The 23,774-nt window shown below is 47.7% G+C and carries 19 protein-coding genes; 10 read left to right on the forward strand and 9 right to left on the reverse strand.

Going from position 1 to position 23,774, the window contains the following annotated elements:
- The first annotated feature begins 29 nt into the window (after positions 1 to 29).
- From hrpA to cybB, 3 genes are all read left to right on the forward strand, one after another.
- Positions 30 to 3,932 (forward strand): ATP-dependent RNA helicase HrpA, encoded by a 3,903-nt coding sequence (gene hrpA / locus LCS67_RS11025; protein WP_031569150.1) that lies wholly within the window; start codon positions 30 to 32, stop codon positions 3,930 to 3,932.
- Positions 3,933 to 3,995: 63 nt separating this feature from the next.
- Positions 3,996 to 4,796, forward strand: coding sequence for a YdcF family protein (locus LCS67_RS11030; RefSeq protein ID WP_001098520.1), 801 nt, complete (start codon positions 3,996 to 3,998; stop codon positions 4,794 to 4,796).
- Between the two features lie 116 nt (positions 4,797 to 4,912).
- Positions 4,913 to 5,443, forward strand: coding sequence for a cytochrome b561 (cybB, locus tag LCS67_RS11035; RefSeq protein WP_000527279.1), 531 nt, complete (start codon positions 4,913 to 4,915; stop codon positions 5,441 to 5,443).
- A gap of 271 nt (positions 5,444 to 5,714) precedes the next feature.
- Here the strand turns inward: cybB and LCS67_RS11040 are convergent, their stop codons facing one another.
- From LCS67_RS11040 to LCS67_RS11065, 6 genes are all read right to left on the reverse strand, one after another.
- The gene (locus tag LCS67_RS11040) at positions 5,715 to 6,377 is read right to left on the reverse strand and encodes a class I SAM-dependent methyltransferase (RefSeq protein WP_001611673.1); all 663 of its coding nucleotides are present in this window, start codon (positions 6,375 to 6,377) and stop codon (positions 5,715 to 5,717) included.
- Positions 6,378 to 6,840: 463 nt separating this feature from the next.
- Positions 6,841 to 8,391, reverse strand: a complete 1,551-nt coding sequence (locus LCS67_RS11045; RefSeq protein WP_031569148.1) for a glycosyltransferase family 39 protein — start codon at positions 8,389 to 8,391, stop codon at positions 6,841 to 6,843.
- 136 nt (positions 8,392 to 8,527) lie between these two features.
- Positions 8,528 to 9,208: an amino acid ABC transporter permease gene (locus tag LCS67_RS11050; protein ID WP_000560165.1), complete on the reverse strand. Its 681-nt coding sequence runs from the start codon at positions 9,206 to 9,208 to the stop codon at positions 8,528 to 8,530.
- Positions 9,205 to 9,936, reverse strand: coding sequence for an amino acid ABC transporter ATP-binding protein (locus tag LCS67_RS11055; protein WP_001185903.1), 732 nt, complete (start codon positions 9,934 to 9,936; stop codon positions 9,205 to 9,207). The genes LCS67_RS11050 and LCS67_RS11055 overlap by 4 nt, the downstream gene beginning before the upstream one ends.
- Before the next feature lie 24 nt (positions 9,937 to 9,960).
- Positions 9,961 to 10,608, reverse strand: coding sequence for an amino acid ABC transporter permease (locus LCS67_RS11060; RefSeq protein WP_031569143.1), 648 nt, complete (start codon positions 10,606 to 10,608; stop codon positions 9,961 to 9,963).
- Positions 10,609 to 10,614: 6 nt separating this feature from the next.
- Complete coding sequence (locus tag LCS67_RS11065; protein WP_000897695.1) at positions 10,615 to 11,376, reverse strand: transporter substrate-binding domain-containing protein; 762 nt, start codon at positions 11,374 to 11,376, stop codon at positions 10,615 to 10,617.
- Between the two features lie 909 nt (positions 11,377 to 12,285).
- On the opposite strand from LCS67_RS11065, the gene LCS67_RS11070 reads away from it, so the two are divergent.
- Positions 12,286 to 12,630 carry a DUF1294 domain-containing protein gene (locus tag LCS67_RS11070; RefSeq protein ID WP_000281190.1) on the forward strand — a complete coding sequence of 115 codons (345 nt, stop codon included), beginning with the start codon at positions 12,286 to 12,288 and terminating at the stop codon, positions 12,628 to 12,630.
- A 120-nt stretch (positions 12,631 to 12,750) separates the two neighbouring features.
- Here LCS67_RS11070 and sseJ read toward each other — a convergent pair whose 3' ends face one another.
- Complete coding sequence (gene sseJ, locus LCS67_RS11075; RefSeq protein ID WP_001131418.1) at positions 12,751 to 13,977, reverse strand: SPI-2 type III secretion system effector SseJ; 1,227 nt, start codon at positions 13,975 to 13,977, stop codon at positions 12,751 to 12,753.
- A gap of 425 nt (positions 13,978 to 14,402) precedes the next feature.
- Between sseJ and LCS67_RS11080 the strand changes: the two genes are divergently transcribed.
- Complete coding sequence (locus tag LCS67_RS11080) at positions 14,403 to 15,119, forward strand: hypothetical protein (protein WP_001527697.1); 717 nt, start codon at positions 14,403 to 14,405, stop codon at positions 15,117 to 15,119.
- A 128-nt stretch (positions 15,120 to 15,247) separates the two neighbouring features.
- Here LCS67_RS11080 and LCS67_RS11085 read toward each other — a convergent pair whose 3' ends face one another.
- Entirely contained in the window at positions 15,248 to 15,649 is a 402-nt protein-coding gene (locus LCS67_RS11085; RefSeq protein ID WP_077905323.1) for an effector protein, read from the reverse strand.
- Positions 15,650 to 16,172: 523 nt separating this feature from the next.
- Between LCS67_RS11085 and LCS67_RS11090 the strand changes: the two genes are divergently transcribed.
- From LCS67_RS11090 to LCS67_RS11100, 3 genes are all read left to right on the forward strand, one after another.
- Complete coding sequence (locus LCS67_RS11090) at positions 16,173 to 16,448, forward strand: metal/formaldehyde-sensitive transcriptional repressor (RefSeq protein WP_001120770.1); 276 nt, start codon at positions 16,173 to 16,175, stop codon at positions 16,446 to 16,448.
- 31 nt (positions 16,449 to 16,479) lie between these two features.
- On the forward strand, positions 16,480 to 17,598 hold the full coding sequence (locus tag LCS67_RS11095; RefSeq protein WP_000842138.1) for an S-(hydroxymethyl)glutathione dehydrogenase/class III alcohol dehydrogenase: 1,119 nt from the start codon (positions 16,480 to 16,482) through the stop codon (positions 17,596 to 17,598).
- Positions 17,599 to 17,766: 168 nt separating this feature from the next.
- A complete protein-coding gene (locus LCS67_RS11100; RefSeq protein ID WP_031569135.1) occupies positions 17,767 to 19,392 on the forward strand; it encodes a methyl-accepting chemotaxis protein in 1,626 nt (541 codons plus the stop codon).
- Positions 19,393 to 19,452: 60 nt separating this feature from the next.
- Here LCS67_RS11100 and LCS67_RS11105 read toward each other — a convergent pair whose 3' ends face one another.
- Complete coding sequence (locus LCS67_RS11105) at positions 19,453 to 20,376, reverse strand: LysR substrate-binding domain-containing protein (RefSeq protein ID WP_000414259.1); 924 nt, start codon at positions 20,374 to 20,376, stop codon at positions 19,453 to 19,455.
- A 292-nt stretch (positions 20,377 to 20,668) separates the two neighbouring features.
- Between LCS67_RS11105 and LCS67_RS11110 the strand changes: the two genes are divergently transcribed.
- Positions 20,669 to 22,012 (forward strand): VOC family protein, encoded by a 1,344-nt coding sequence (locus tag LCS67_RS11110; protein ID WP_000024089.1) that lies wholly within the window; start codon positions 20,669 to 20,671, stop codon positions 22,010 to 22,012.
- A 48-nt stretch (positions 22,013 to 22,060) separates the two neighbouring features.
- On the forward strand, positions 22,061 to 23,569 hold the full coding sequence (locus LCS67_RS11115; protein ID WP_031569127.1) for a carboxylesterase/lipase family protein: 1,509 nt from the start codon (positions 22,061 to 22,063) through the stop codon (positions 23,567 to 23,569).
- Positions 23,570 to 23,774 lie beyond the last annotated feature (205 nt).

The raw sequence follows: 23,774 nt of genomic DNA on the forward strand, positions 1-23,774 counted from the left end.
AAACAGGCAGAATGCTGCCCAAGAGCTTTATGACTGAACAATCTACGTTGACGCTTCAGGTGTTACAGCAGCGGCTGGATGCACTGATGCTGCGCGACAAACAGCGCTTTGCTCGCCGCCTGCATGGCGTAAAGAAAGTAAAAAATCCTGATGCGCAACAGGCTATTTTCCAGACGATGGCGAAAGAAATTGAACAGGCTGCGGCGCAGGTCGCTCTACGCGAAGCGGCGCGCCCCTCAATCACTTATCCGCAAAATTTACCTGTTAGCCAGAAGAAACAGGACATTCTGGAAGCGATCCGCGATCATCAGGTGGTGATCGTGGCAGGGGAAACCGGTTCCGGTAAAACCACCCAGTTGCCGAAAATTTGTATGGAGCTGGGACGCGGAATTAAAGGACTTATTGGACATACTCAGCCGCGTCGCCTGGCGGCGCGCACCGTCGCTAACCGCATTGCCGAAGAGTTGCAAACGGAGCCAGGCGGCTGCATCGGCTATAAAGTTCGTTTCAGCGATCATGTCAGTAGCAACACCATGGTCAAACTGATGACGGACGGTATCCTGCTGGCGGAAATCCAGCAGGACAGGCTATTGATGCAGTATGACACCATCATTATTGATGAAGCGCATGAACGCAGCCTGAATATTGACTTCTTGCTGGGCTATCTGAAAGAGCTTCTGCCGCGTCGCCCCGATCTGAAAGTGATTATTACCTCTGCGACCATCGACCCGGAACGTTTCTCGCGCCACTTTAATAACGCGCCGATTATCGAAGTCTCTGGCCGAACGTATCCCGTAGAAGTTCGTTATCGCCCTATCGTGGAAGAGGCTGACGACACTGAACGCGATCAGCTACAGGCAATTTTCGACGCTGTTGATGAACTGGGGCGTGAAAGTCCCGGCGATATTCTGATTTTTATGAGCGGAGAGCGGGAAATCCGCGATACCGCCGACGCCCTGAACAAGCTGAACTTACGGCATACCGAAGTGTTGCCGCTGTATGCACGCTTGTCGAACAGCGAACAGAACCGCGTTTTCCAGTCGCACAGCGGACGCCGTATCGTGCTGGCGACTAACGTGGCGGAAACCTCGCTGACGGTGCCGGGTATCAAGTATGTGATCGATCCTGGCACTGCGCGCATCAGCCGCTACAGCTACCGCACTAAAGTGCAGCGCCTGCCGATTGAACCGATCTCACAGGCTTCCGCCAACCAGCGTAAAGGGCGTTGCGGACGCGTATCGGAAGGGATCTGCATTCGTCTGTATTCGGAAGATGACTTTTTGTCACGTCCGGAATTTACCGACCCGGAAATTCTACGTACCAACCTGGCGTCGGTTATTTTGCAGATGACCGCCCTGGGGCTGGGTGACATCGCTGCCTTCCCGTTTGTCGAAGCGCCGGATAAGCGCAATATTCAGGATGGCGTGCGTTTGTTGGAAGAGCTGGGGGCGATTACCGCCGACGAACAGCAAACGGCATATAAGCTGACGCCGCTGGGCCGACAATTATCCCAGTTGCCGGTCGACCCGCGCCTGGCGCGTATGGTTCTGGAAGCGCAAAAGCATGGCTGTGTGCGCGAAGCGATGATCATTACTTCCGCACTCTCTATTCAGGATCCGCGCGAGCGCCCAGTGGACAAGCAGCAGGCTTCCGATGAGAAACACCGGCGCTTCCATGATAAGGAGTCCGATTTTCTGGCGTTTGTTAACCTGTGGAATTACCTCGGCGAGCAACAAAAGGCCCTGTCGTCGAATCAATTCCGCCGTCTGTGTCGCACCGACTATCTGAACTATTTACGCGTGCGTGAGTGGCAGGATATCTATACCCAACTGCGTCAGGTGGTCAAAGAACTGGGGATTCCGGTAAACAGCGAACTCGCAGAGTACCGGGAAATTCACGTTGCGTTGTTAACGGGGCTGTTGTCGCATATCGGGATGAAAGATGCCGATAAACAAGAGTACACCGGCGCGCGTAACGCCCGATTCTCTATTTTCCCCGGTTCCGGTTTATTCAAAAAACCGCCGAAATGGACAATGGTCGCAGAACTGGTGGAGACCAGCCGTTTGTGGGGGCGTATCGCTGCCCGCATTGAGCCAGAATGGGTGGAACCGGTAGCCCAGCACCTGATTAAACGTTCATATAGCGAACCGCACTGGGAGCGGGCGCAAGGCGCGGTGATGGCGACGGAAAAGGTTACTGTCTACGGTCTGCCGATTGTCGCCGCGCGCAAGGTGAATTACAGCCAGATTGACCCGGCGTTGTGTCGCGAGTTGTTCATCCGCCATGCGCTGGTGGAGGGGGACTGGCAAACCCGTCATGCCTTCTTCCGTGAGAATCTAAAATTGCGTGCGGAAGTCGAGGAACTTGAGCACAAATCTCGCCGCCGCGATATCCTGGTGGATGACGATACCCTGTTTGAGTTTTATGACCAGCGTATTAGCCATGACGTTATTTCCGCCCGCCACTTTGATAGTTGGTGGAAAAAAATCAGCCGCGAGACGCCGGATCTGCTCAACTTTGAAAAAAGTATGCTGATTAAAGAAGGCGCGGAAAAAATCAGCAAACTGGATTACCCGAATTTCTGGCACCAGGGCAATCTCAAGCTGCGTTTGAGCTATCAATTTGAACCGGGCGCGGATGCTGACGGCGTGACCGTCCATATTCCGTTGCCGCTACTTAACCAGGTTGATGAGAGCGGTTTTGAATGGCAGATCCCAGGGCTGCGCCGTGAATTAGTGATTGCGCTGATTAAATCGTTGCCAAAACCGGTACGTCGCAACTTTGTTCCGGCTCCAAACTATGCTGAAGCGTTTTTAGGTCGCGTAACGCCGCTGGAGCTGCCGCTGCTGGACGCTCTGGAGCGTGAACTGCGCCGGATGACCGGCGTCACGGTCGACCGGGAAGACTGGCATTGGGATCAGGTGCCCGAGCATCTGAAAATCACGTTTCGCGTGGTGAATGACAAAAACAAGAAACTGCAGGAAGGGCGTTCGCTCGCCGAGCTTAAAAATGCGCTGAAAGGCAAAATGCAGGAGACGCTCTCGGCGGTGGCGGATGACGGCATCGAGCAGAGCGGGCTGCATATCTGGAGTTTCGGCGAGCTGCCGGAAAGCTACGAACAGAAACGCGGTAATTATAAAGTGAAGGCGTGGCCGGCGTTAGTGGATGAGCGTGACAGCGTCGCTATCAAATTGTTTGATAATCCGCTGGAACAACAACAGGCGATGTGGTGCGGTTTACGCCGTCTGCTGTTGCTCAACATTCCTTCACCGATTAAGTATCTGCATGAGAAATTGCCGAATAAAGCCAAGCTGGGGCTGTACTTTAACCCGTACGGCAAAGTACTGGAGTTGATTGATGACTGTATTGCCTGCGGGGTAGATAAACTGATAGATGCCAACGGCGGACCGGTGTGGAGCGAAGCAGGTTTCACCGCGCTGCACGAAAAGGTACGCGCCGAGCTGAATGATACTGTGGTGGATATCGCGAAGCAGGTCGAGCGGATCCTGACGACCGTATTCAATATCAATAAGCGTCTGAAAGGGCGGGTGGATATGAGCATGGCGTTGGGGCTTTCCGATATCAAGGCGCAGATGAGCGGTCTGGTATACCGTGGTTTTGTGACTGGCAACGGCTTTAAACGTCTCGGCGATACGCTGCGTTATCTGCAGGCAATTGAAAAGCGGCTGGAGAAACTGGCTGTCGATCCGCACCGCGATCGGGCGCAAATGCTGAAAGTCGAAAGCGTCCAGCAGGCGTGGCAACAATGGATAAATAAATTGCCTCCAGCGCGTCGCGAAGATGATGATGTTAAAGAGATCCGTTGGATGATTGAAGAACTGCGTGTCAGTTATTTCGCGCAACAGCTCGGTACGCCTTATCCTATTTCCGATAAGCGTATTTTACAGGCCATGGATCAGATTACGGCCTAAAAAGCCAGGCGACGATGTCTTTCAAAGAGATCCGGTACAAGTTCGGAACAAAAAGGAGGAATTATGAATACAACGCCATTTCCGGTGCTCTCTGCGGAAACATTGCTGGCGGTGAATACCGTCGGACAGTGGCTGGCGCAAAATGATTTTTCCGGCGAACAACCTTATTCGTCGGATTGTGTCGTCCTGGCGGGCAATGCGGTGATCCCCACTATCGACGCGGCCTGTCGCATCGCCAAAGCGCAAGGTGTTCCTTTACTGATTAGCGGCGGTATAGGCCATTCGACGCCGTTTTTGTACGCCGTGATTGCCCGGCATTCGCGCTACCACACTATTCGCACAAGCGGACGCGCTGAAGCCGCTATCCTCGCGGATATCGCGAACCAGTTCTGGCATATTCCGGCTGAGAAAATTTGGCTGGAAGATCGGTCAACTAATTGCGGCGAAAATGCCCGTTTCTCTTGCGCACTGATCCGTCAGGCGAAAGAAAACATTAACACGGCTATCGTTGTGCAAGACCCCACCATGCAGCGGCGCACTATCGCGGCGTTTCGGCGCGTGACAAACGACGACACCGATGCGCCGCGCTGGCTGAGTTTTCCTGGTTTTGTTCCGGTACTGCGCCACCTTAATGGCGGTACACGTTTTGCCAATGTTGAAGAGGGCATCTGGACGGTGGAGCGTTATTTGTCTCTGATTGCCGGCGAGCTGCCACGTTTGCGTGACGATGAAACAGGGTATGGACCGCGCGGTAAAGATTTTATCATTCACGTTGATATCCCACGCGATATTGAAAACGCATGGCAGGTATTGCAGGCAGATACGACGCTGCGCAGTGCGTTAGAACAGAGAGCTTTACGCTAAAAATCGCCCGTTTGCGAGGGTGAACGGGCAAGTGCGACCACCATCTCATAAATTTGATGAATTATTTATAAAAGCTGGTTATGTTGTCGCTTTACGGTTTTCATTCAGGACGCGCTATGGGCAATAAGTATTCCGGCCTGCAAATTGGTATTCACTGGTTAGTCTTTTTTCTGGTTATTGTGGCTTACGCCGCGATGGAGCTGCGCGGTTTTGCGCCGCGTAGTTATCGGCCCTGGTTTAATATGACGCACGTTTCATGTGGTATCACTATTTTGCTTTTAATGGTGGCGCGCTTGATTATTCGGCTGAAATATCCCACGCCGCCCATTGTTCCTCGTCCAAAACCGATGATGACCGGAATGGCGCATTTAGGACATCTGGTGATTTACCTGTTATTTATCGTGCTGCCTGTTATTGGTCTGGTCATGATGTATAACCGCGGCAATCCCTGGGTCGCATTTGGCATTACTATGCCGCATGCCGCCGAAGCTAACTTTGAACGCGTAGATATGCTGAAATCCTGGCACGTCACGCTGGCGAACCTGGGCTATTTTGTTATTGGACTTCATGCCATCGCTGCTTTGATGCATCACTATTTCTGGAAAGACAATACGCTGTTACGGATGATGCCGCGTAAGCGTGACTGACCGTCCTGCATGACGTTTGTCGCTGGTGGGGTTAACTGCTTTAGGCAAACAAGGCATCTATCGGAGGGGATGGCGTATTCCATACAGAAAACGCCTGCGTCGAACCAGGACCCGTGACGCAGGCGAAGGAGGACGGGTCTACATCGGAAGCGGGTATTATACTTATTTGTATGACAAATAAAATAAGCAATTGCTATTCCGTAATCCAATGTTTAATCAACGGGTTAAACCCACATGATCGCGCTGCCCGACCGCTCGGAAGTGCCTACACTTACGATGAACGTGGCATAGTGGCGGAAAATAGCGCAACGGCGCCATGTTGCTCCAAAGTCACCTTAGCAAAATGTTCGTCCAACACGCTGCGTAACGTATCGGCTGAATCATTGGTATTACTGAATATTCCTTTCTTGTTATAAACAGCCATCAATTTCTTGCCAAAAGCATTGTGAGGAACCTCTTTGCCCAGAATCGTGGCACCAAAAAGTGTGCCGCCGGGTTTAAGCGCCATACCGGCATTTTTAATTGCCTTCGCTTTTGTTGTCATCTCACCAGGTAAGCAGTGCAGAAGATAGTACATCGAAACGGAATCGAAGCGCCCGTGCCAGTCCGCCGGGAACGTGTCGAAAACATCGTGTTGTAGTGTGGCGCGGATTTTCGTATTACCCACTCGGCTGGCGGCTATTTTCAGACTATCCGGATTTAAATCCATCAGCGAAATGGCATGAGTCGCAGGTGCATGCTTCAGGTAATAACCTGTACCTACGCCAATATCCAGGTGAGTCTCGCCCATATGATGCAGGAAGAAAGGAAGTAGTCGCGTATCAGTAGGACACTTCCAGGCATATTTGTTTGAGATATTGAGTACCCACCAGTCATATAAGCTAAGCGTGAATGGGTTATAGACTTTTGCGCCTGATTGTTGTGTATGCTTCATTGTTCTCTCACTAAATAATTTCGCGCTGGAATTAAAACAACGAAGCAATCGTTAGGCAAGCATTAATCAGGTGAGTGAGTAATTTAATGCGATGAATAAAGGCGATATTATGAGTTAAGCGGTTATCTTAAAGAAGATAGAGGATAATAATAGCTGGCAAATGAATTGGACAGTTATATTATTATAAGCTGATAATTAATAATCGTTAATATACACATATTAAGCCCTATGATAATAGTAATGCAATTAAATGCAGGAGGAACAATATTTATTCATACACATAAAGCGATTATTGCACATTAATTGATATTTTAAATGTTACGATGAGATAGCCATCGTGATTTAATATCACCTACCCGGAGGCGATATGATTGAGGTTTTTGAAGCGTTTGGCTGGACCTTACTTTTAGGCGGTCTGGCAGTGGCAGTACTGTTTATCACTGCACTGGATAAAAAACGGTAATCATTGCATTTGATGCGCCTGTTGAGTCGGTATTACAAATAATTGTACCTGAAATCTACCACTTCTGAATTTTGCGATATTTTGCCATTCTGACGGCAAGGGGTAATCCTGACTAAAGTTACCGCCGCTTATCAACCAGACACGATGGTGACTTTTTGAAAGCGTTGTCAGAGTATCAATATATGTCTGGTCGGCTTGCGCATAAAACAGTGAACCAAAGCCATAGGCATTCGGTCTGCCTGATGTTCCGTGTGCGTTAGGTGGTGTATAAAGAAACGCACGATAATCTCGCTTATTATAATACACATAACTTAAATAATCGAACATTTTACTGACTACCACGGCATCATTAGGCTGGTGACGGGTATTAATATAGTTTACCAATGGTTTAAACTCGTCTATGTGCTCAGGATTATTATGATATGAACCATAGCCGAATAATAAGGTGAATAAGATAAAACCGAAGCCACAAACCGCTTTTTTTTCGCGGGTAAGTAATACCGCGAGCAGGGGAGGAATGCTCAGCGATGAGAAGAAGAAATAACGATCGATAAATAACGGCATCCACCAGGAAATGATGAAGACCAGCATTACAGGGATGACCAGATTACAAAATAATATCAGCTGATATCTTTCATATTCTCCGTTGTATAAAGATATTCGCCCCACAGTACCGATAAAACCTCCCACAGCCAGCCACAGAATGAACGACGGAAAACCCTGTCCGTTGTTTCCGGTAAAAAAATGCCAGTACATCGCAGGCAGGTCACGCCATGTTACGGGGGGAATCCAACCGATATCATTACCGGCTCTCAACTGCGCCAGATGAGTCAGTAAATTAAACAATACGGGCAACCAGGGGAGATAAGCGACAGCAATCGCCAGGTTAGCAAACCACCAGCCAGGAAGTTTAAGGTAGCAGGCCGTTTTATGGCTTTGGCAGGATAATATTGTTACTGCGATCCAGTGGGCAATAAGTGCAAATAGGGTGAAATAATGGGTGTAAAAGCTGAACGTCATAAGTAAAGCATACGCGACAAGATAGCGATTATGGGTGGGTGTTTTTATCCACATCATCAATGCTAACGCGGCTGCGAGCGTTAGCATTCCCATTAACGCGTACATGCGCGTTTCTTGACTGTAATGGACTGCCATCGGCATCAGGGCGGCAAACCATCCTGCCAATAAGGCTGTACGCTCATTTGCCAGCCATCGCGTAAGCGCGATAACCAGCACAACTGTCAGGATCCCAAAGAGTAGACTGAGAGAGCGTACCGCTGCAATGCTATCACCCCATAATATGATCCAGCCATGCAGTAACAGATAATAAAGCGGGGGATGCACGTCAAAAGCGGCATGGAAGAGCAGATTATCTACGCTATGTCGACTAATCAGCACGCTGGACGCTTCGTCACACCAAAGGTAGCGGTCAGTTATAAACAGCAACCGTATAAGGACGGAGAATATGACAATGAGACAAACATGATATTTATACTTTATTTTTCTTAACCCATCGCCGGGCTGCCATATTGATAGTTGTGGTAGCGCCATAATATCCTCAATGGAGTAAGACTTAGACCAGAATGGACACCTAACGCAATAATGAAGGTTAAAATATTAACCAACACTAAATAAAAATAACTTTGATAATGTCAGCGATGAATTAATCAGAATAGTGCAGTGCAACTCAGTAATCCTGACCGTAATGGCGAAGCAGTCTATGCTCTAAAAACCGGGTCAAACCGACAATAAAGGTAACGCCAATAAGGTACACTATGGCGGCAAAAAGGTAAGCATGGAAGAATTTAAAGCTGGTTGCAGCAACCTCCTGAATTCGCGCGAAAAACTCAGTATATTGGATAAGAAAAACGATGGTGCTGTCTTTAAGGTTATTAATCACCTGATTCGTTAAGGCTGGAATGGAAGACAGCAATACCTGAGGCAGTATAATCCACAAAAAGACCTGCCGTTTGTTCAACCCCTGAACGACTGCGGCCTCCGTTTCATATTTATTCAATGCGTTATAGGCCGTTGTCATGTACGCGGCATTATATGCGCCGACGTTTAAAGTAAACCCTGTAACCGCCACGGTAAAAGAGGACAGGTGAATGCCAGATTGAGGTAAACCATAATAGATAACAAACAGAATAAGAATGAGTGGCGTACCGATAAAGAAATCCATGTACAGTCGAGTTATGGCTTTTACCACGGGGCGATGGCTCAGGCTCAGAAAGAAAATAATAATTCCCCACAAAAAACCGGTGATGGAAACAATCAGCGCAAGTTTACAGGTTTCTTTAATACCGTCCACAACAAGTGGCAGTTGTTCAGTCAGGTCATTAAAGAAGAGAGACCAGCCAGCGATCATCGTTGTGCCTCGCTAAAAAAACAGTGGATATCTGGATCCGTTTCTCGTAAAGCAAGATCGGTAAAAGCGCCTTCTGCACGAATTTTGCCATGATTAAGAAACGTTACGTTATCGCTTAGTAATCTGGCGAGGCGAATATCATGAGTGACGCATAATATAGTGACGCCATTGTCGTGAAGTTGCTTGATCAACATTCCGACTTCACGAGTCATGAGCGGATCAAGCGCAGACGTCGGCTCATCAAAAATAATGAGTTCTGGGTCGGTGACCATTGTACGGGCCAGGGCGACGCGCTGTTGCTGCCCGCCCGATAATTGCGAAGGGTATTTCGCGCTATGCGAGACCATATCAAGTTTTTGTAGCTCATGTAAGGCTTTCTCCCGGGCTAGTTGTCCCGGCATGCCAAACACTTTACATAGGGCAAGGGTAATATTATCCATGACGTTAAGATGGCGATACAAAGCGTAATTCTGGAAGACACAACCAACTTTTTTTCTGAACTCAAGAATAGTAAATTCCTTGTCATAAATATTTCTCCCGTGAAAATAAATATCACCATAATCAGGCTCTTCTAATCGAAGCAGACAGCGTAAAAGCGTCGTTTTTCCACAACCCGATGGCCCCATGACTACTTTCATGTCTCCCGATTGAATTTTTAGACTAACCGTATCAAGAACCTTTTTTCCTGAATATTCCTTACTTATCTCTTTTAGTTCCAGTAAAGCCATGAGTATCACCTCTATTTTTATGCTTCAACTGATGCGATATTTTTTCTCAAACACTCCGGCCAGAAGAGTAAAAATTTTATAAATAATGAAATATAATACCCCGGCAAGAGTATAGATCTGTAACCCGTTCAGCGTGATGGCTGTCAGTGACATTGCCTGCTTCGTTATTTCAGCGATACCTACAGTATAAGCAAAGGGCGTCGCTTTTAATACAGAAGAAAACTCATTGATAATACCGGGCACAGAAAATCGCAACATCTGTGGCAACTCAATATTTAATATAATCTGTAATTGACGCATTCCTGCTACTTTCGCTACCGTGATTTCGAATGGCTCAACTAATTTAAGCGCCCCTCTGAACACCTCGGCAAGATAACTCCCGCTGATTAAGCCGACGCTGAGGTTCATGGCTACCAGAGGTGAAACATATATGCCAATCGATGGCAATCCAAAATAAACAAGAAAAACAGCAATAAGTATTGGAATTCCCCGAAGAATAAAGACCAGTACGTCGAGTATCTTCTGTAGTGGAAGGGGGGATAGTCGCCGTAATACGGCGACTGTAAGCCCGGTAAAAAACGCTGAGAGAAAACAGGTAAAGGTTACAAGCAGCGTATTACCAATCCCTTCCAATAGGAAATAAAAGATAGCCAGCATATTACCTGATGACATAGCTTACTATTTCATCCAGTTATCGACGATGTCAGATATTTTTTGTGGCCCTTGCTCTTTAAGCCATAAGTTGAAATCATCGCGCACGGGAGAGCCTTTCTTAAAGGCAATGCCAAGCTGATCAACATTCTTGAAAACATAACGGCTTTCTATCGGCATCTTTTTCTTATTTTTGAAGGTAAAATAAACCGGCTCTTCTATAAAAGCCAGATCAAGATTGCCATTTTTTAGATCAGCCATCGTCTCATTATATGTTGGATACAATTTTACTTTACTTAACGAGTAGTATCCTTTGGGCTCCAGATCGTTTTTGATAAGGTCGGAGTAAGCCATTCCTCGAGGGTATCCAATAGAATATTGATTTAATTCATTGAGGTTATTGAGCGTTATTTTATGATTGGCCATACTGACCAGATAAAAAGAGTTGATGTAATAAGGTTCAGAAAAATCAATAACTTTCTTACGTTTATCTGTGATTGAAATTCCCGAAAATGCGACATCTGCCTGACCACTCGCCACTGCGCCAAGCATTCCATCCCAGGCATATTCGGTGATGTTTAGCTTACAATGCCGTGACTGACAGTAAGACGAAAAAAGCTCCAGATCTATCCCCTGCAATTTGCCATCAGCACTTTTAAATAACATAGGGGGAGAGGCCGGTGATACTGCGACATTGAGTGTTTTCCCTTCAACGATGCTATCAGCAAAAGCTGAAGACGACATTATTCCCAACACTATCATCGATAAGCCAATTTTTTTGAATAACATGCTATCTATTTCCTGTAGTAAGGTAATGTGTATTATAAATTAAGCATTAGGGCGTGAACCTGACATTTGCAGGCGTAAAGTACTTAACGTTATGTATTCCATCGCTGTTAACTAATTTAATCAGGAGGTTTGACAGGAATCATCAAAGGGAATGGATTGAATATACCATGAGATATCAACTGGATATGAGTGCAGCGACCCCATGAAAGGTGAAAATGTAAAAATACCATAGACATTAGTATACTGGACATAGTTTATGCTCCATTTACGCATACATATTTACATGATAAGCAGATAAATGCTTCAGTGACGGTGTATTTAATGTCTCTAAGTATCATCTTGCCACTCTATCCAGGGCCAATATAAAGACTTATCTTTGCTTGTCAAATACATTTTCTGAGCTAATTTGATTTGCGTGCTATCTATATTTGCAAGCATATAAATTATTTATCCTATGAACAAACGACAACAAATCAGGAGTTCTGACGATGTTGTTATGTTTATCAAAACGTTAACTTGTTTTAATCGACAATAATCTTAATTCAGAAATATCTTAATATATGCGGTTGTCGAGATAAAATTCTCAAATTAACATCGTACATCTTATGTAATAAATATAAATACGATAAATAAATCCAAAACTGAGACTGCCAACCGGATAACAAACAGCAATAAAGAGGGCTCTTCATTAAGTTATCCTGGCAATGGTTAAGGTGGTAACATTTTTGGTGGCTTTACCCATTTTAATCGTGTTCACAACACGTTAATTACCTTATGATTACCATGGTAATTAAAAATGAATCCTCGATGACTCGTTGGCTGAATGAAAAGAAAATTCTACATCACATAGGCGCATGTATCGCGTATAATGGGCTCCGATGTCCCTAATCATTGCTATGACATAATAATATGTATCTTAACCGCTTTTGTTATTTACTCCTGATCTCCGCTGCGGTCGGAAGCATTTTTACATCGCATCCCGTCGCGATGTGGTTCCTGCTCGCCAACGTGCTAACGCTGGCGATCTACGGTATAGACAAAACGGCGGCACGTAAAACCTGGCGCAGAGTGCCGGAATCCACTTTGTTGGTGTTTGGGGTTGTCGGTGGGTGGCCTGGTGCGATTGTTGGTCAACAACTCTTCCGTCATAAAACGCAAAAGCAGCCATTCAAAACATACTTTATCGTCAGTGTGATAGTGAGTATTGTAGTTACGGTGGCGATCTATCGACTCTATCCATTTTTGTCCTACTGAACATAGAGTATGGATCACTTATTGACCAACCGGCAGCAAAGACAACCTCATATTTTCATGCCACCGGCACTATGATATTGAGCGGTGTTTTGCTCAAGGCGTACCGCAGCCGATGGAACATTATTCAGTGGAATAATGATGAGCTATAAAACTTTCTAACATTGTGGCAAAACAATGATGGACTTCCTGGGTTGGATGGACAAAGTCATTGAAGACGTATTGCGGACATATATCCAGCTGAGGGTCTTTAGCCCCGGGAACATGTACATAGCCGTGGTGAGTATAAGGGTTTTCCGTATCATAACCAATATTACTGGCCACCTCCATTATCATCTTAAATGCATCGGCAGTCTCGAAATAGCATATTTTGTGCTGGGGATATTTTTCTTTTAATTCTTCAACATTAGTTTTTAGCAGGGCATTGTGAGCGGTGCTTTCATCCTTAAGTTTTCTTTTTTCATCAGAATGTTTGCCATAGGGCGTCAAAGACAAATCGGGAATCCCCATGACTAAAACATTATTAACTCCACCGGAAATTATTTTTTCAATATCATCAATTTGTTGCTCAACGACCATCATTACATTATCTTTGTGTAGTGTCATATAGTCATTAGCCCCCAATAAAAATATCGCCAGGTCCTGGTGAGAAGGGGTGTAAGATGCGACTTGTCTGTCCGTATTTGATACAAAGTCACCGAGGCAATTAAAGCAGGAATACCTTGCCGATGTACTTCCCCCTTCAGCAAAATTAAGCATCTCTTTACCTAAGAAGTGTGGAGATGATAAAAACTCAGTCCAGGTAAATCCATTAGTAAACCTTCCGCCAAAGTATTGACCATAGGAGGGTAAGATATGATGTGTTTTTTCAAACATACGCCCCATGGAGTCAGATAAACTGTCGCCAAAAAATACCAGTCTGGTAATATCACCTAAAGAAATATTTTTTGGCTTGGGATGTAATCTATTGATTTCTTTGGCAAGACCAAAAGCTTCCGGATGACATTCAACCTCAATAGATAAAATGTTTTCACCATTATCATCTTTAATAATCAACTTATCGGCGTGTTCCTGTGATTCTATAATAAACTGTTCTTTACATCCCTGAGACGCTAAGGCTCGAAGTTTGATGTAGGCTCCGCGAACCTGTACCGGTGTTAGATTCAGTTCCTGATAGTGGTAAAGTTTAAAGATACATTCGAGCGCCTCTGCATGGTAAGTGGTGAAGAAATATGCTTTGATTTTCTCCCATAAACTTAATTCCGGAGGGCGTGCGCTTTCTTTTATCACATTAAATCTTTCAGCACTGATAGATGATGTGAAATAACCCTGTCCAACACTCAATGGCATAGTGTCCTCCTTACTAATTAATCACGCTTTAGCAAAACATTAATTAACAAATATTAGCAAGAAAAGTAATCAGGTAAATGGTGTATATAGAATTGCGCTTCTTTTACAGTTTGTCGCCGCCAAAAAAACACATGCAATATTTATTATTTTTCAACGAAGTAAATATATCATCAACAACGTGAGGTTAATGCCGGGTACATATTATCTGACTGCTATCATTATTGACTGTGCGTCTGGTTAAGGCAAACCTCTAAAAAAAGTAGCCACTCCTGATTTTAGTGTGCTGGCGTGGGTATGAGCTGGCTTGATACTCAGGAAAATTAGGTAAGCTTATCATCAAGCTATTATTTCCAAGGGGGTGGTGTTTTATATAACGTGTTGATTTCTATTTTCATATTAAATATTTCTTAAGTGAGTTAACTATAATGAGTGATGATTCAATTATTAAAAACTCTTCAATGCTTTTGGCCTATTTAGGTGGTCTGGGATGGGGGAGCGCCTATTTTTATGGCTGGGGCGTCTCCGCGTACTATGGTTTCCCGTGGTGGTATGTAGGCGTCGGCCCTGACAACATTGCCCGAAGTCTATTCCATGCGATTAGCCTGATGGCTATATTCATAATAGCGTGGGGAGTGGGTATTCTATTATTTTTTTTAGTAAAGCAAAAAGCACGTATCCACGACCTTAGCTTCTTACGCCTTTTTTTGGCAGCGGTTTTGTTCTTTATTCCAATTGTTATCGAGTTTTCTCTCTTAACAGAATCGTTTTTGTGGGAGCTTTTTTTTATCATTTTACTGGTGGCTTTATGCCTATCGGTGGGGATGCGTTTTTATAGTAAATTGATGCCAGTGATTTGTTTTACGCAACTCAGTTGGGTGCGAAGACATTGTTTCACTATAGTTATGATTGGTTTTATTATATATTTTTTTATATTTTCTTTTTTTGTTGGGATCTATAAGCCACAATTAAAGAAAGAATACGAAATGATATTGTATGATGGAGGCTGGTACTACGTCCTGGCCAGGTATCATGATAGTTTTATTTTGTCGAAATCCTTTACTAAAAATAACAATAGATTTATTATTTTTAGACCAGAAGATGGACACTCTTATGAAATTACCCTGGTAAAAGTCAGACTTTAATAAAATACTGGTTGGCAAGAGCGTGAAATGACGCCAGAGCTTCCCATGGCAGAGATTAGAGAAAGAACTGAGCGCCTATATCTGTAGGCTGTGGAATAGCAATGCCGGGAAGGGCATGGCATGACACTTTATCTGACATTACCATCTGAGTGGCAGTTTAGCAGATGTTTCAGGCCAAACCCAAGTTGAATTGGACCGCTCAGAAGCCGATTACCTACATAACAAATCCTGGCCGCAAGCTTATGCTGTGGGCGGAATATACGACCGCTATTATCCAGATTGGCTGTTAACTTATTTATTTTCCCAAAGTAGCCTATAACAGGGCTCCCTGAGGCATTGGCTAGCATCTGTGCATTGGAAAAACAGCTTCCATTTGCACTATAGCAACTTATAAAGTTTATTGCCTCATGAGAGTTGCTAATATGGCGTATTGATTTGAAAAGTGATGATGACTGACTTGCACCGGAACCGTACCGATTTTCATGTTGAACAACAAAAGGAGCACCATGTTTACAAATCGAAATAGGCATGGATTATTACCTGAGATTGATTTCAAATTAACAATAATGATGACGCTTTTGGGTATTAAAAATCTTTCAAATAACGCTCATTTGATTTTTTGTCCACTATTAACTAAGTCTGGAAAGACACAGGGTTGAGATATTTTCGCTACCCGTCGGCGGTGTATCGCAGTTGTGATGTTACGTTCTTACAAGACTGACATCTGCATATCATAACCTTTATTCATTACCACCTGGTGAGTAAATAAAAACTATTAAGCAAATATTTACTTCTGGGTAATGGGACTGGATTTACCGGCATTACCTCTGTGCCCCAGTCGGGCAGAACATTGCAGCTTAGAAAGAAAGCTTTGGTGTTTATTGTCTGTGGCCTGAAAAAGTTCCCGTGAGCTGAATATGCTGAATGTGAACTGATTCTTAATGGTCTATGCCGGAAAGCTATAAGCTATTGATTTTTATATTGTGTGTAATTTTACAATTACATAAATATAAAATTCTGATAGTATACCCCCCTATAGTATATGGAGGTCGAATGCCGCATTCACCTGAAGATAAAAAACGTATCCTTACCCGTGTTCGTCGCATACGCGGGCAGGTCGAAGCGCTGGAGCGGGCGCTTGAGTCTGGCGAACCTTGTCTGGCGATTCTGCAACAGATTGCCGCCGTGCGCGGCGCGTCTAATGGCCTGATGAGTGAAATGGTTGAAATCCATCTGAAAGATGAGCTGGTCAGCGGGGAAACTACGCCAGATCAGCGCGCGGTTCGGATGGCGGAAATCGGCCATCTCCTTCGCGCTTATCTAAAATAACAATTTCCCTCACCGTAACAGGAAGAGATATATGAAATCACGTGCAGCAGTTGCTTTTGGTCCCGGTCAGCCGCTAAAAATTGTCGAGATTGACGTTGCGCCGCCGAAAAAAGGCGAAGTTCTGGTCAAAATCACCCATACCGGCGTTTGCCATACCGATGCTTTTACCCTTTCCGGCGATGATCCGGAAGGCGTATTCCCGGCAGTCCTGGGTCACGAAGGCGGCGGCGTGGTAGTTGAGGTCGGCGAGGGGGTCACCAGCCTGAAACCCGGCGACCATGTTATTCCACTGTACACGGCGGAATGCGGCGAGTGTAAGTTCTGTAAGTCCGGTAAAACTAACCTTTGTCAGGCCGTACGCGCCACTCAGGGAAAAGGGCTGATGCCGGATGGCACTACCCGCTTTTCTTATAACGGCGAACCCGTTTATCACTATATGGGAACCAGCACGTTCAGCGAATATACCGTTTGCGCGGAAATTTCTCTGGCGAAAGTGAACCCGCAGGCGCCGCTGGATAAAGTGTGTCTGTTGGGCTGCGGTGTGACGACTGGTATTGGCGCCGTCCATAACACCGCTAAAGTGAAAGCGGGCGACACCGTTGCCGTTTTTGGTCTAGGCGGTATTGGGCTGGCGGTTATTCAGGGCGCGGTTCAGGCTAAAGCCGGGCGTATTTTAGCTATCGACACGAATCCGGAAAAATTTACGCTGGCGGGCGAAATGGGGGCCACGGACTTTATTAATCCGAATGATTACGACAAACCGATCCAGGACGTTATTGTTGAGCTTACTGATGGCGGCGTAGATTTCAGTTTTGAATGTATCGGCAACGTTAACGTGATGCGAGCGGCGCTGGAATGTTGTCATAAAGGCTGGGGCGAAAGCATTATTATTGGCGTAGCGGGGGCAGGGCAGGAAATCAAAACCCGTCCCTTCCAGCTAGTGACTGGTCGCGTCTGGCGTGGCTCCGCTTTTGGCGGCGTGAAAGGGCGCACGCAGCTGCCAGGGATGGTCGAAGATGCGATGAACGGTAAAATCCGTTTAGATCCTTTTATTACTCACCGCCTGCCGCTGGAGCAGATTAACGATGCCTTTGAACTGATGCATCAGGGTAAATCCATCCGTACTGTTATCCACTTTAGCGATAACTGATTCATCCGCCAGCGGATTTTCCGCTGGCGCTTTTCTGAATTTTCTGGAATGAATGTTGTGAAAATGTGACGAAGGCGATGCTTTTCGCGGTAAGCAAACGTCATGAAGTGCCGATGACTATCTAACGGGCGTGTTTTACGCATAAAACTTACAAGAGAGTCGACGGTCATGGGCAACACATTTTCGATGCAAGCCTCGCATAAACTGGGCTTCCTGCATCATATTCGGCTGGTTCCGCTGTTTTCCTCCATTCTCGGTGGCATCCTTCTTCTTTTTGCTTTGAGCGCCGGGCTGGCAGGCTATTTTCTGTTACAGGCCGATCGCGATCAGCGTGATGTCACGGACGAGATTCAGGTACGGATGGGATTATCCAACAGCGCTAACCACTTACGTACCGCACGTATCAATATGATCCACGCTGGCGCGGCGAGCCGGATTGCTGAAATGGATGAAATGAAAGCCAATATTGCCGCTGCGGAAACGCGGATCAAGCAGTCTCAGGACGGCTTTAACGCTTATATGTCCAGAACGGTGAAAACACCCGCCGATGATGCATTGGATAACGAGTTAAACGCCCGTTACACCGCCTATATCAACGGCCTGCAACCGATGCTGAAATTTGCCAAAAATGGCATGTTCGAAGCGATCATTAATCATGAAAACGAGCAGGCAAAACAACTGGATGCCGCATATAACCATATCCTGTTGAAAGCGATTGAACTGCGCACCGAGCGGGCGAGACTACTTAGCGAGCAGGCTTACCAACGTACCCGGCTCGGTATGATGTTTATGATTGGCGCATTTACGTTGGCGCTGGTATTGACGTTAATGACCTTCATGGTGCTGCGTCGCACGGTGATACAACCCTTGCAGCAGTCTGCGTCACGTATCGAACGCATTGCGGCGGGCGATCTGACCATGGCTGACGAGCCCACAGGACGCAGTGAAATTGGTCGTCTGAGTCATCATCTTCAGCAGATGCAGCATGCGTTGCAACAAACGGTAGGGGCGGTGCGTCAGGGGGCGGAGGAAATTTATCGAGGCACCAGCGAAATTACCGCCGGTAATACGGATTTATCTTCTCGTACTGAACAGCAGGCTGCCGCCATTGAACAAACCGCGGCCAGTATGGAACAGTTGACGGCAACCGTTAAGCAGAATGCGGATAATGCGCATCACGCCAGCAAACTGGCGGAAGATGCTTCCGGTAAAGCCAGTCGCGGAGGCCAGATGGTTTCCGGGGTCGTACAAACGATGGGGAATATTTCCACCAGCTCGAAAAAAATCTCGGAAATTACCGCCGTCATTAACAGTATCGCTTTCCAGACCAACATACTGGCGCTGAACGCGGCGGTCGAGGCGGCACGTGCCGGGGAACAAGGACGCGGTTTTGCGGTGGTCGCCAGTGAGGTTCGTACCCTCGCCAGTCGCAGCGCGCAGGCGGCAAAAGAGATTGAAGGCTTGATCGGCGCATCGGTCAGCCTGATTGAACAAGGATCTGAAGAGGTTATCGCTGCGGGGAGCACCATGAATGAGATTGTGGATGCCGTCAAACGCGTCACCGATATTATGCTCGATATCGCGGCAGCCTCTGATGAGCAAAGTCGCGGTATTGTTCAGGTCAGTCAGGCGATTTCTGAGATGGACAAGGTTACGCAACAAAACGCGTCGCTGGTAGAAGAGGCGTCCGCGGCGGCAGCTTCGCTTGAAGAACAGGCTGCCCGTTTGACGCAAGCCGTTGATGCGTTTCGTTTACAGGATACTGGCGCGACGATGCGATCATCCTTCCTTTAGTAAGCGTCGCGCCAGCGGGCTATTTTAGCCGCGGGCGCGGTTAATGTCCGACAGCCGCTATCACAGCGGCATCGATTTACGGATCGCCGCAATCAGCATTTGCGCCCCGGTTGAGAGCGGGATATCAACTCGCGTAAGAATACCTATCGGTTCGCCCGCGCTCTGGGTCGGCACGGGTAATGAGACCAGCGTTGCCTGGCGAAGATCTTCTTTAACCGCGCCAGAGGGGACGAACCAGACGTAATCGTAATCTACGGTAAGTTGTCGTGATAACGATGCGGATAGCGTTTCGATACATCCGGCAGGCATTTTACACCCCTGGCTTTGCAACAGGGCTTCCGCATTCTGGCGCGGTACCGTGCCTTTTGGCGAGACGACTACCGGCCATTCCATAACCCGACTGAGCGTGATCGTCTCCTGTAACAGGGGATGACCGGGGCGTACCACTAATTTAAGCGATTCTAAAAACAGCAGTTCGTAATTTAAACCGCCCATTAATTCCGGGTCTGACATGCGGCCAATACCCAGATCGATCTCGCCTGACTTGAGACCCGCAAGCAACATCGTATTGTTCATGGTCGCGACCTGTAACGAGGTCGATTTTTGCTGTTGATGGAACCGCCCAATAGCCGCCGGGAGTATACCCAGCGCAGCGGTGGGGAGCGCGCCAACACGCACCACATCGGCGCTGGCGTCCTCTTTGCGATTCAGCGCCTGCCCGGCGGTATTCAATGCATCTAATACTTTTACCGCATGAGTCAAAAATTGTTCGCCAGGAACCGTTAATTGCGCGCCCAGTCGCCCGCGTTCGAACAGACGGGTTCCGGTGAGTTGTTCCAGTTCGTTCAGCGTTTTAGAAAGCGCTGGCTGGCTCAGGTTAAGGGTTTCAGCCGCGCGCCCCAGCGTTCCCTGTTGCGCAACGGCGACAAATGTATGAAGGTGGCGCAACCGAATGCGCTGACTAAACAGACCATTTTTTTCCATAAGCGATGTTAAAAACAGAGCCGTGCGGGTGACAAGTAAAGTTGTTTGTTTTTGATAACCTGATAGCAAAATATTATTAACATTTTACCATTTCAAGTTACAACTGTTTTATTTTACTGATGATTCAACTGCCGTTAAGCGTGTTAAGCCGCGATCTGGTCGGGGATACGCCAGCTCATGTCAATCCGTTCTGCATAATGAATTCAGACCGGATCACACTTTATAAATTCTTCTCCCCGGAATGGATGAGGTTTTCTACACTCCAGGTAACATTCACTGGAGGCATGACATTATGGCGAACACCATCACGGCAGATGAGATTCGGGAACACTTTTCGCAGGCAATGTCGGCAATGTACCAGCAGGAAGTTCCGCAGTACGGTACGTTACTGGAACTTGTGGCTGACGTGAATCTGGCGGTGCTGGAAAATAATCCCAAACTGCATGAGCAGTTGGCTAATGCCGATGAACTGGCGCGATTGAACGTGGAACGACATGGCGCCATTCGTGTTGGCACCGCAGAAGAACTTTCTACCTTGCGTCGGATATTCGCCATCATGGGGATGTACCCAGTAAGTTATTACGATCTCTCTCAGGCGGGCGTGCCTGTGCACTCCACGGCATTTCGTCCCATTGACGAGGCTTCGCTCTCGCGTAATCCCTTTCGCATGTTCACTTCGCTATTACGCCTGGAGCTCATTGAAAACGCGGCATTACGCCAGCGGGCGGCGGAAATCTTATCGCAGCGGGATATTTTTACATCGCGCTGCCGACAATTGCTGGATGAGTACGACGAGCAGGGCGGTTTTAGCGCTGCTCAGGCCGAAGAGTTCGTCCGTGAAACGCTGGAGACTTTTCGCTGGCATCGTCAGGCTACCGTTGATGAAGAAACGTACCTCAGCCTGCATCGTGAGCATCGTTTAATTGCCGACGTGGTCTGTTTCCCGGGATGTCACATTAACCATCTGACGCCGCGTACTCTGGATATCGACCGGGTACAGGCCATGATGCCGGAGTGCGGCATTACGCCTAAAACTCTTATCGAAGGTCCGCCTCGCCGCGAAGTACCTATTCTGTTGCGGCAAACCAGTTTCAAAGCACTGGAAGAGCAGGTGCTCTTCGTTGATGAAAAGCAGGGTACGCACACGGCGCGCTTCGGCGAAATTGAGCAACGTGGCGTCGCGCTGACGCCAAAAGGTCGTCGATTATATGACGAACTGTTGCACAAGGCGGGAACGGGTAAGGATAACTTTACGCATCAACTCCATTTGCGGGAGGTCTTTAACGCCTTTCCGGATAGCGAATTTCTGCTTCGCCAGCAGGGGCTTGCCTGGTTCCGCTATCGCTTAACGCCTTCCGGCGAGGCGCATCGTCAGGCGATCCATCCTGGCGACGATCCGCAGCCGCTTATTGAGCGCGGTTGGGTGATCGCGCAGCCGATTACCTATGAAGATTTTCTTCCGGTCAGCGCAGCCGGCATTTTTCAGTCGAATTTGGGAAATGAAACGCTGGCCAGAAGCCACGGCAATGCCAGCCGCGACGCCTTTGAACAGGCGCTGGGATGTGCAGTACGGGATGAATTTTCGTTATATCAGGAAGCGGAAGAACGCAGTAAACGCCGTTGCGGTCTGCTTTAAAAGCGGTAAGCTTCACAGGCTGTGAGGATACTGTAAAAGGAAGGCGTTATGTTGAATCCCTCCATTCCGCTGGTGGCGACGCGTCACGGTAAAATCGTGGGCGTCGTACAGGAAGAAATCCATATCTGGCGCGGTATACCTTATGCCGCGCCGCCAACAGGGGAGCTACGCTGGCGTGCGCCGCAGCCTGTTACGCCCTGGCAGGATGTGCGCCAGGCGGATTGTTTCTCCTGCGCCAGTTGGCAGGATATTACCTGGTGTCGTGAACTCGGCGGCGGCGATCCGGGAAATTTTTCCGAAGACTGCCTCTATCTGAACGTCTGGGCTCCCGCCGTGCGTCATGAACCGTTGCCGGTCATGGTCTGGCTACACGGCGGCGGTTACACTATTGGCGCGGGGAGTTTGCCGCCCTATGACGGACATGCGCTGGCGAAGCGCGGCGCGATCGTGGTGACGGTCAATTATCGGCTTGGCCATCTGGGCTTTTTCGCGCATCCGGCGCTGGAAGGCGGAGAGGCGGAGTGTATTCATAATTTCGCTTTACTCGATCAAATCGCTGCGCTGCGTTGGGTGCAGGACAATATTGCCGCATTTGGCGGCGATACGCAGAATGTGACGTTATTTGGCGAATCCGCCGGCGCCCGCAGCGTGCTGTCGTTGATGGCTTCGCCGTTGGCGAAGGGGCTTTTTCATAAAGCGATTATTCAGAGTGGTTATACGCTGCCGGATACGCCCCGCGAGGTGGCGCTAAAAAAAGGCGTTGCGCTGGCAGAACATCTTGGCTTAGCCCATGCCACTGCCGAACAGCTACGCGCTTTACCGGCAGAGACGTTTTGGCCGCTGGACGCGCCTTTTAAAATTGCGCCGACGCCGATTTCCGGCGACGTCGTGCTGCCGCATCCGATGCTGGAAACCTTCTTTGCGGCGAAACAGCATCCGATACCGGTGATGATCGGCTCGAATAGCGATGAAGCCAGCGTATTGGCAGTTTTTGGCGTCGATATTGCCGGTCAAATTCAAAAAATGCGCCGTGAGCGGCGTGTTGGCCTGGGGTTAATCCGGCTGCTTTATCCTGGAGTGAAAGGCGACGAAGCACTAGGGCGGCAGGTCTGTCGGGATATGGTATTTACCACGTTGGGTTATGTCGTCATGCAAGCGCAGCAGCGGATCGGCGAACCGTGCTGGCGTTACTGGTTTGATTATGTCGCCGAAGCGGAGCATAACACCTACGCGAATGGTGCCTGTCATGGCAATGAAATACCGTATGTATTCGATACGTTAACGCGGGCTGAGACCACATGCCATTATGTGAATGAGAATGACCTGGCCTTTGCCTCGCAGGTGGCGGATTACTGGGTGAATTTCGCTCGTCATGCCAGCCGCACGCGCGACGTGCTGCACGGCCCGGTTCGCTGGCCCGCCAGCATTCGGGGGCGAGATCGTCTGTTGCGGATTGGGCTGAACAAACTTGCCGGTTTTAAAGTGGAAAACCGCTTTATGCGTGCGCGTCTGGCGCTGTTTAAACGAGTCATGAAACATCACGTTAGTCTGGAATAAACTTTTCATAACCTGAAGAATGCTGCGTGAGGTTTACATCCGATTCGGTCGGTTCTTATCGACATAAAATATTTACGCTTTTGCACAGTTTCCAGGCGACCAACAATTGGATTATTAATGAATTTTGTCTAGAGTGAGCGGTCAGAAACGGGCACATTCTTGCTGCTGAAAAAACCAGCGCGGGACCATTCACAAGACCAGAAGG

Source organism: Salmonella sp. A7 (assembly GCF_020181675.1).
Taxonomy (GTDB): Bacteria; Pseudomonadota; Gammaproteobacteria; order Enterobacterales; family Enterobacteriaceae; genus Salmonella; species Salmonella enterica.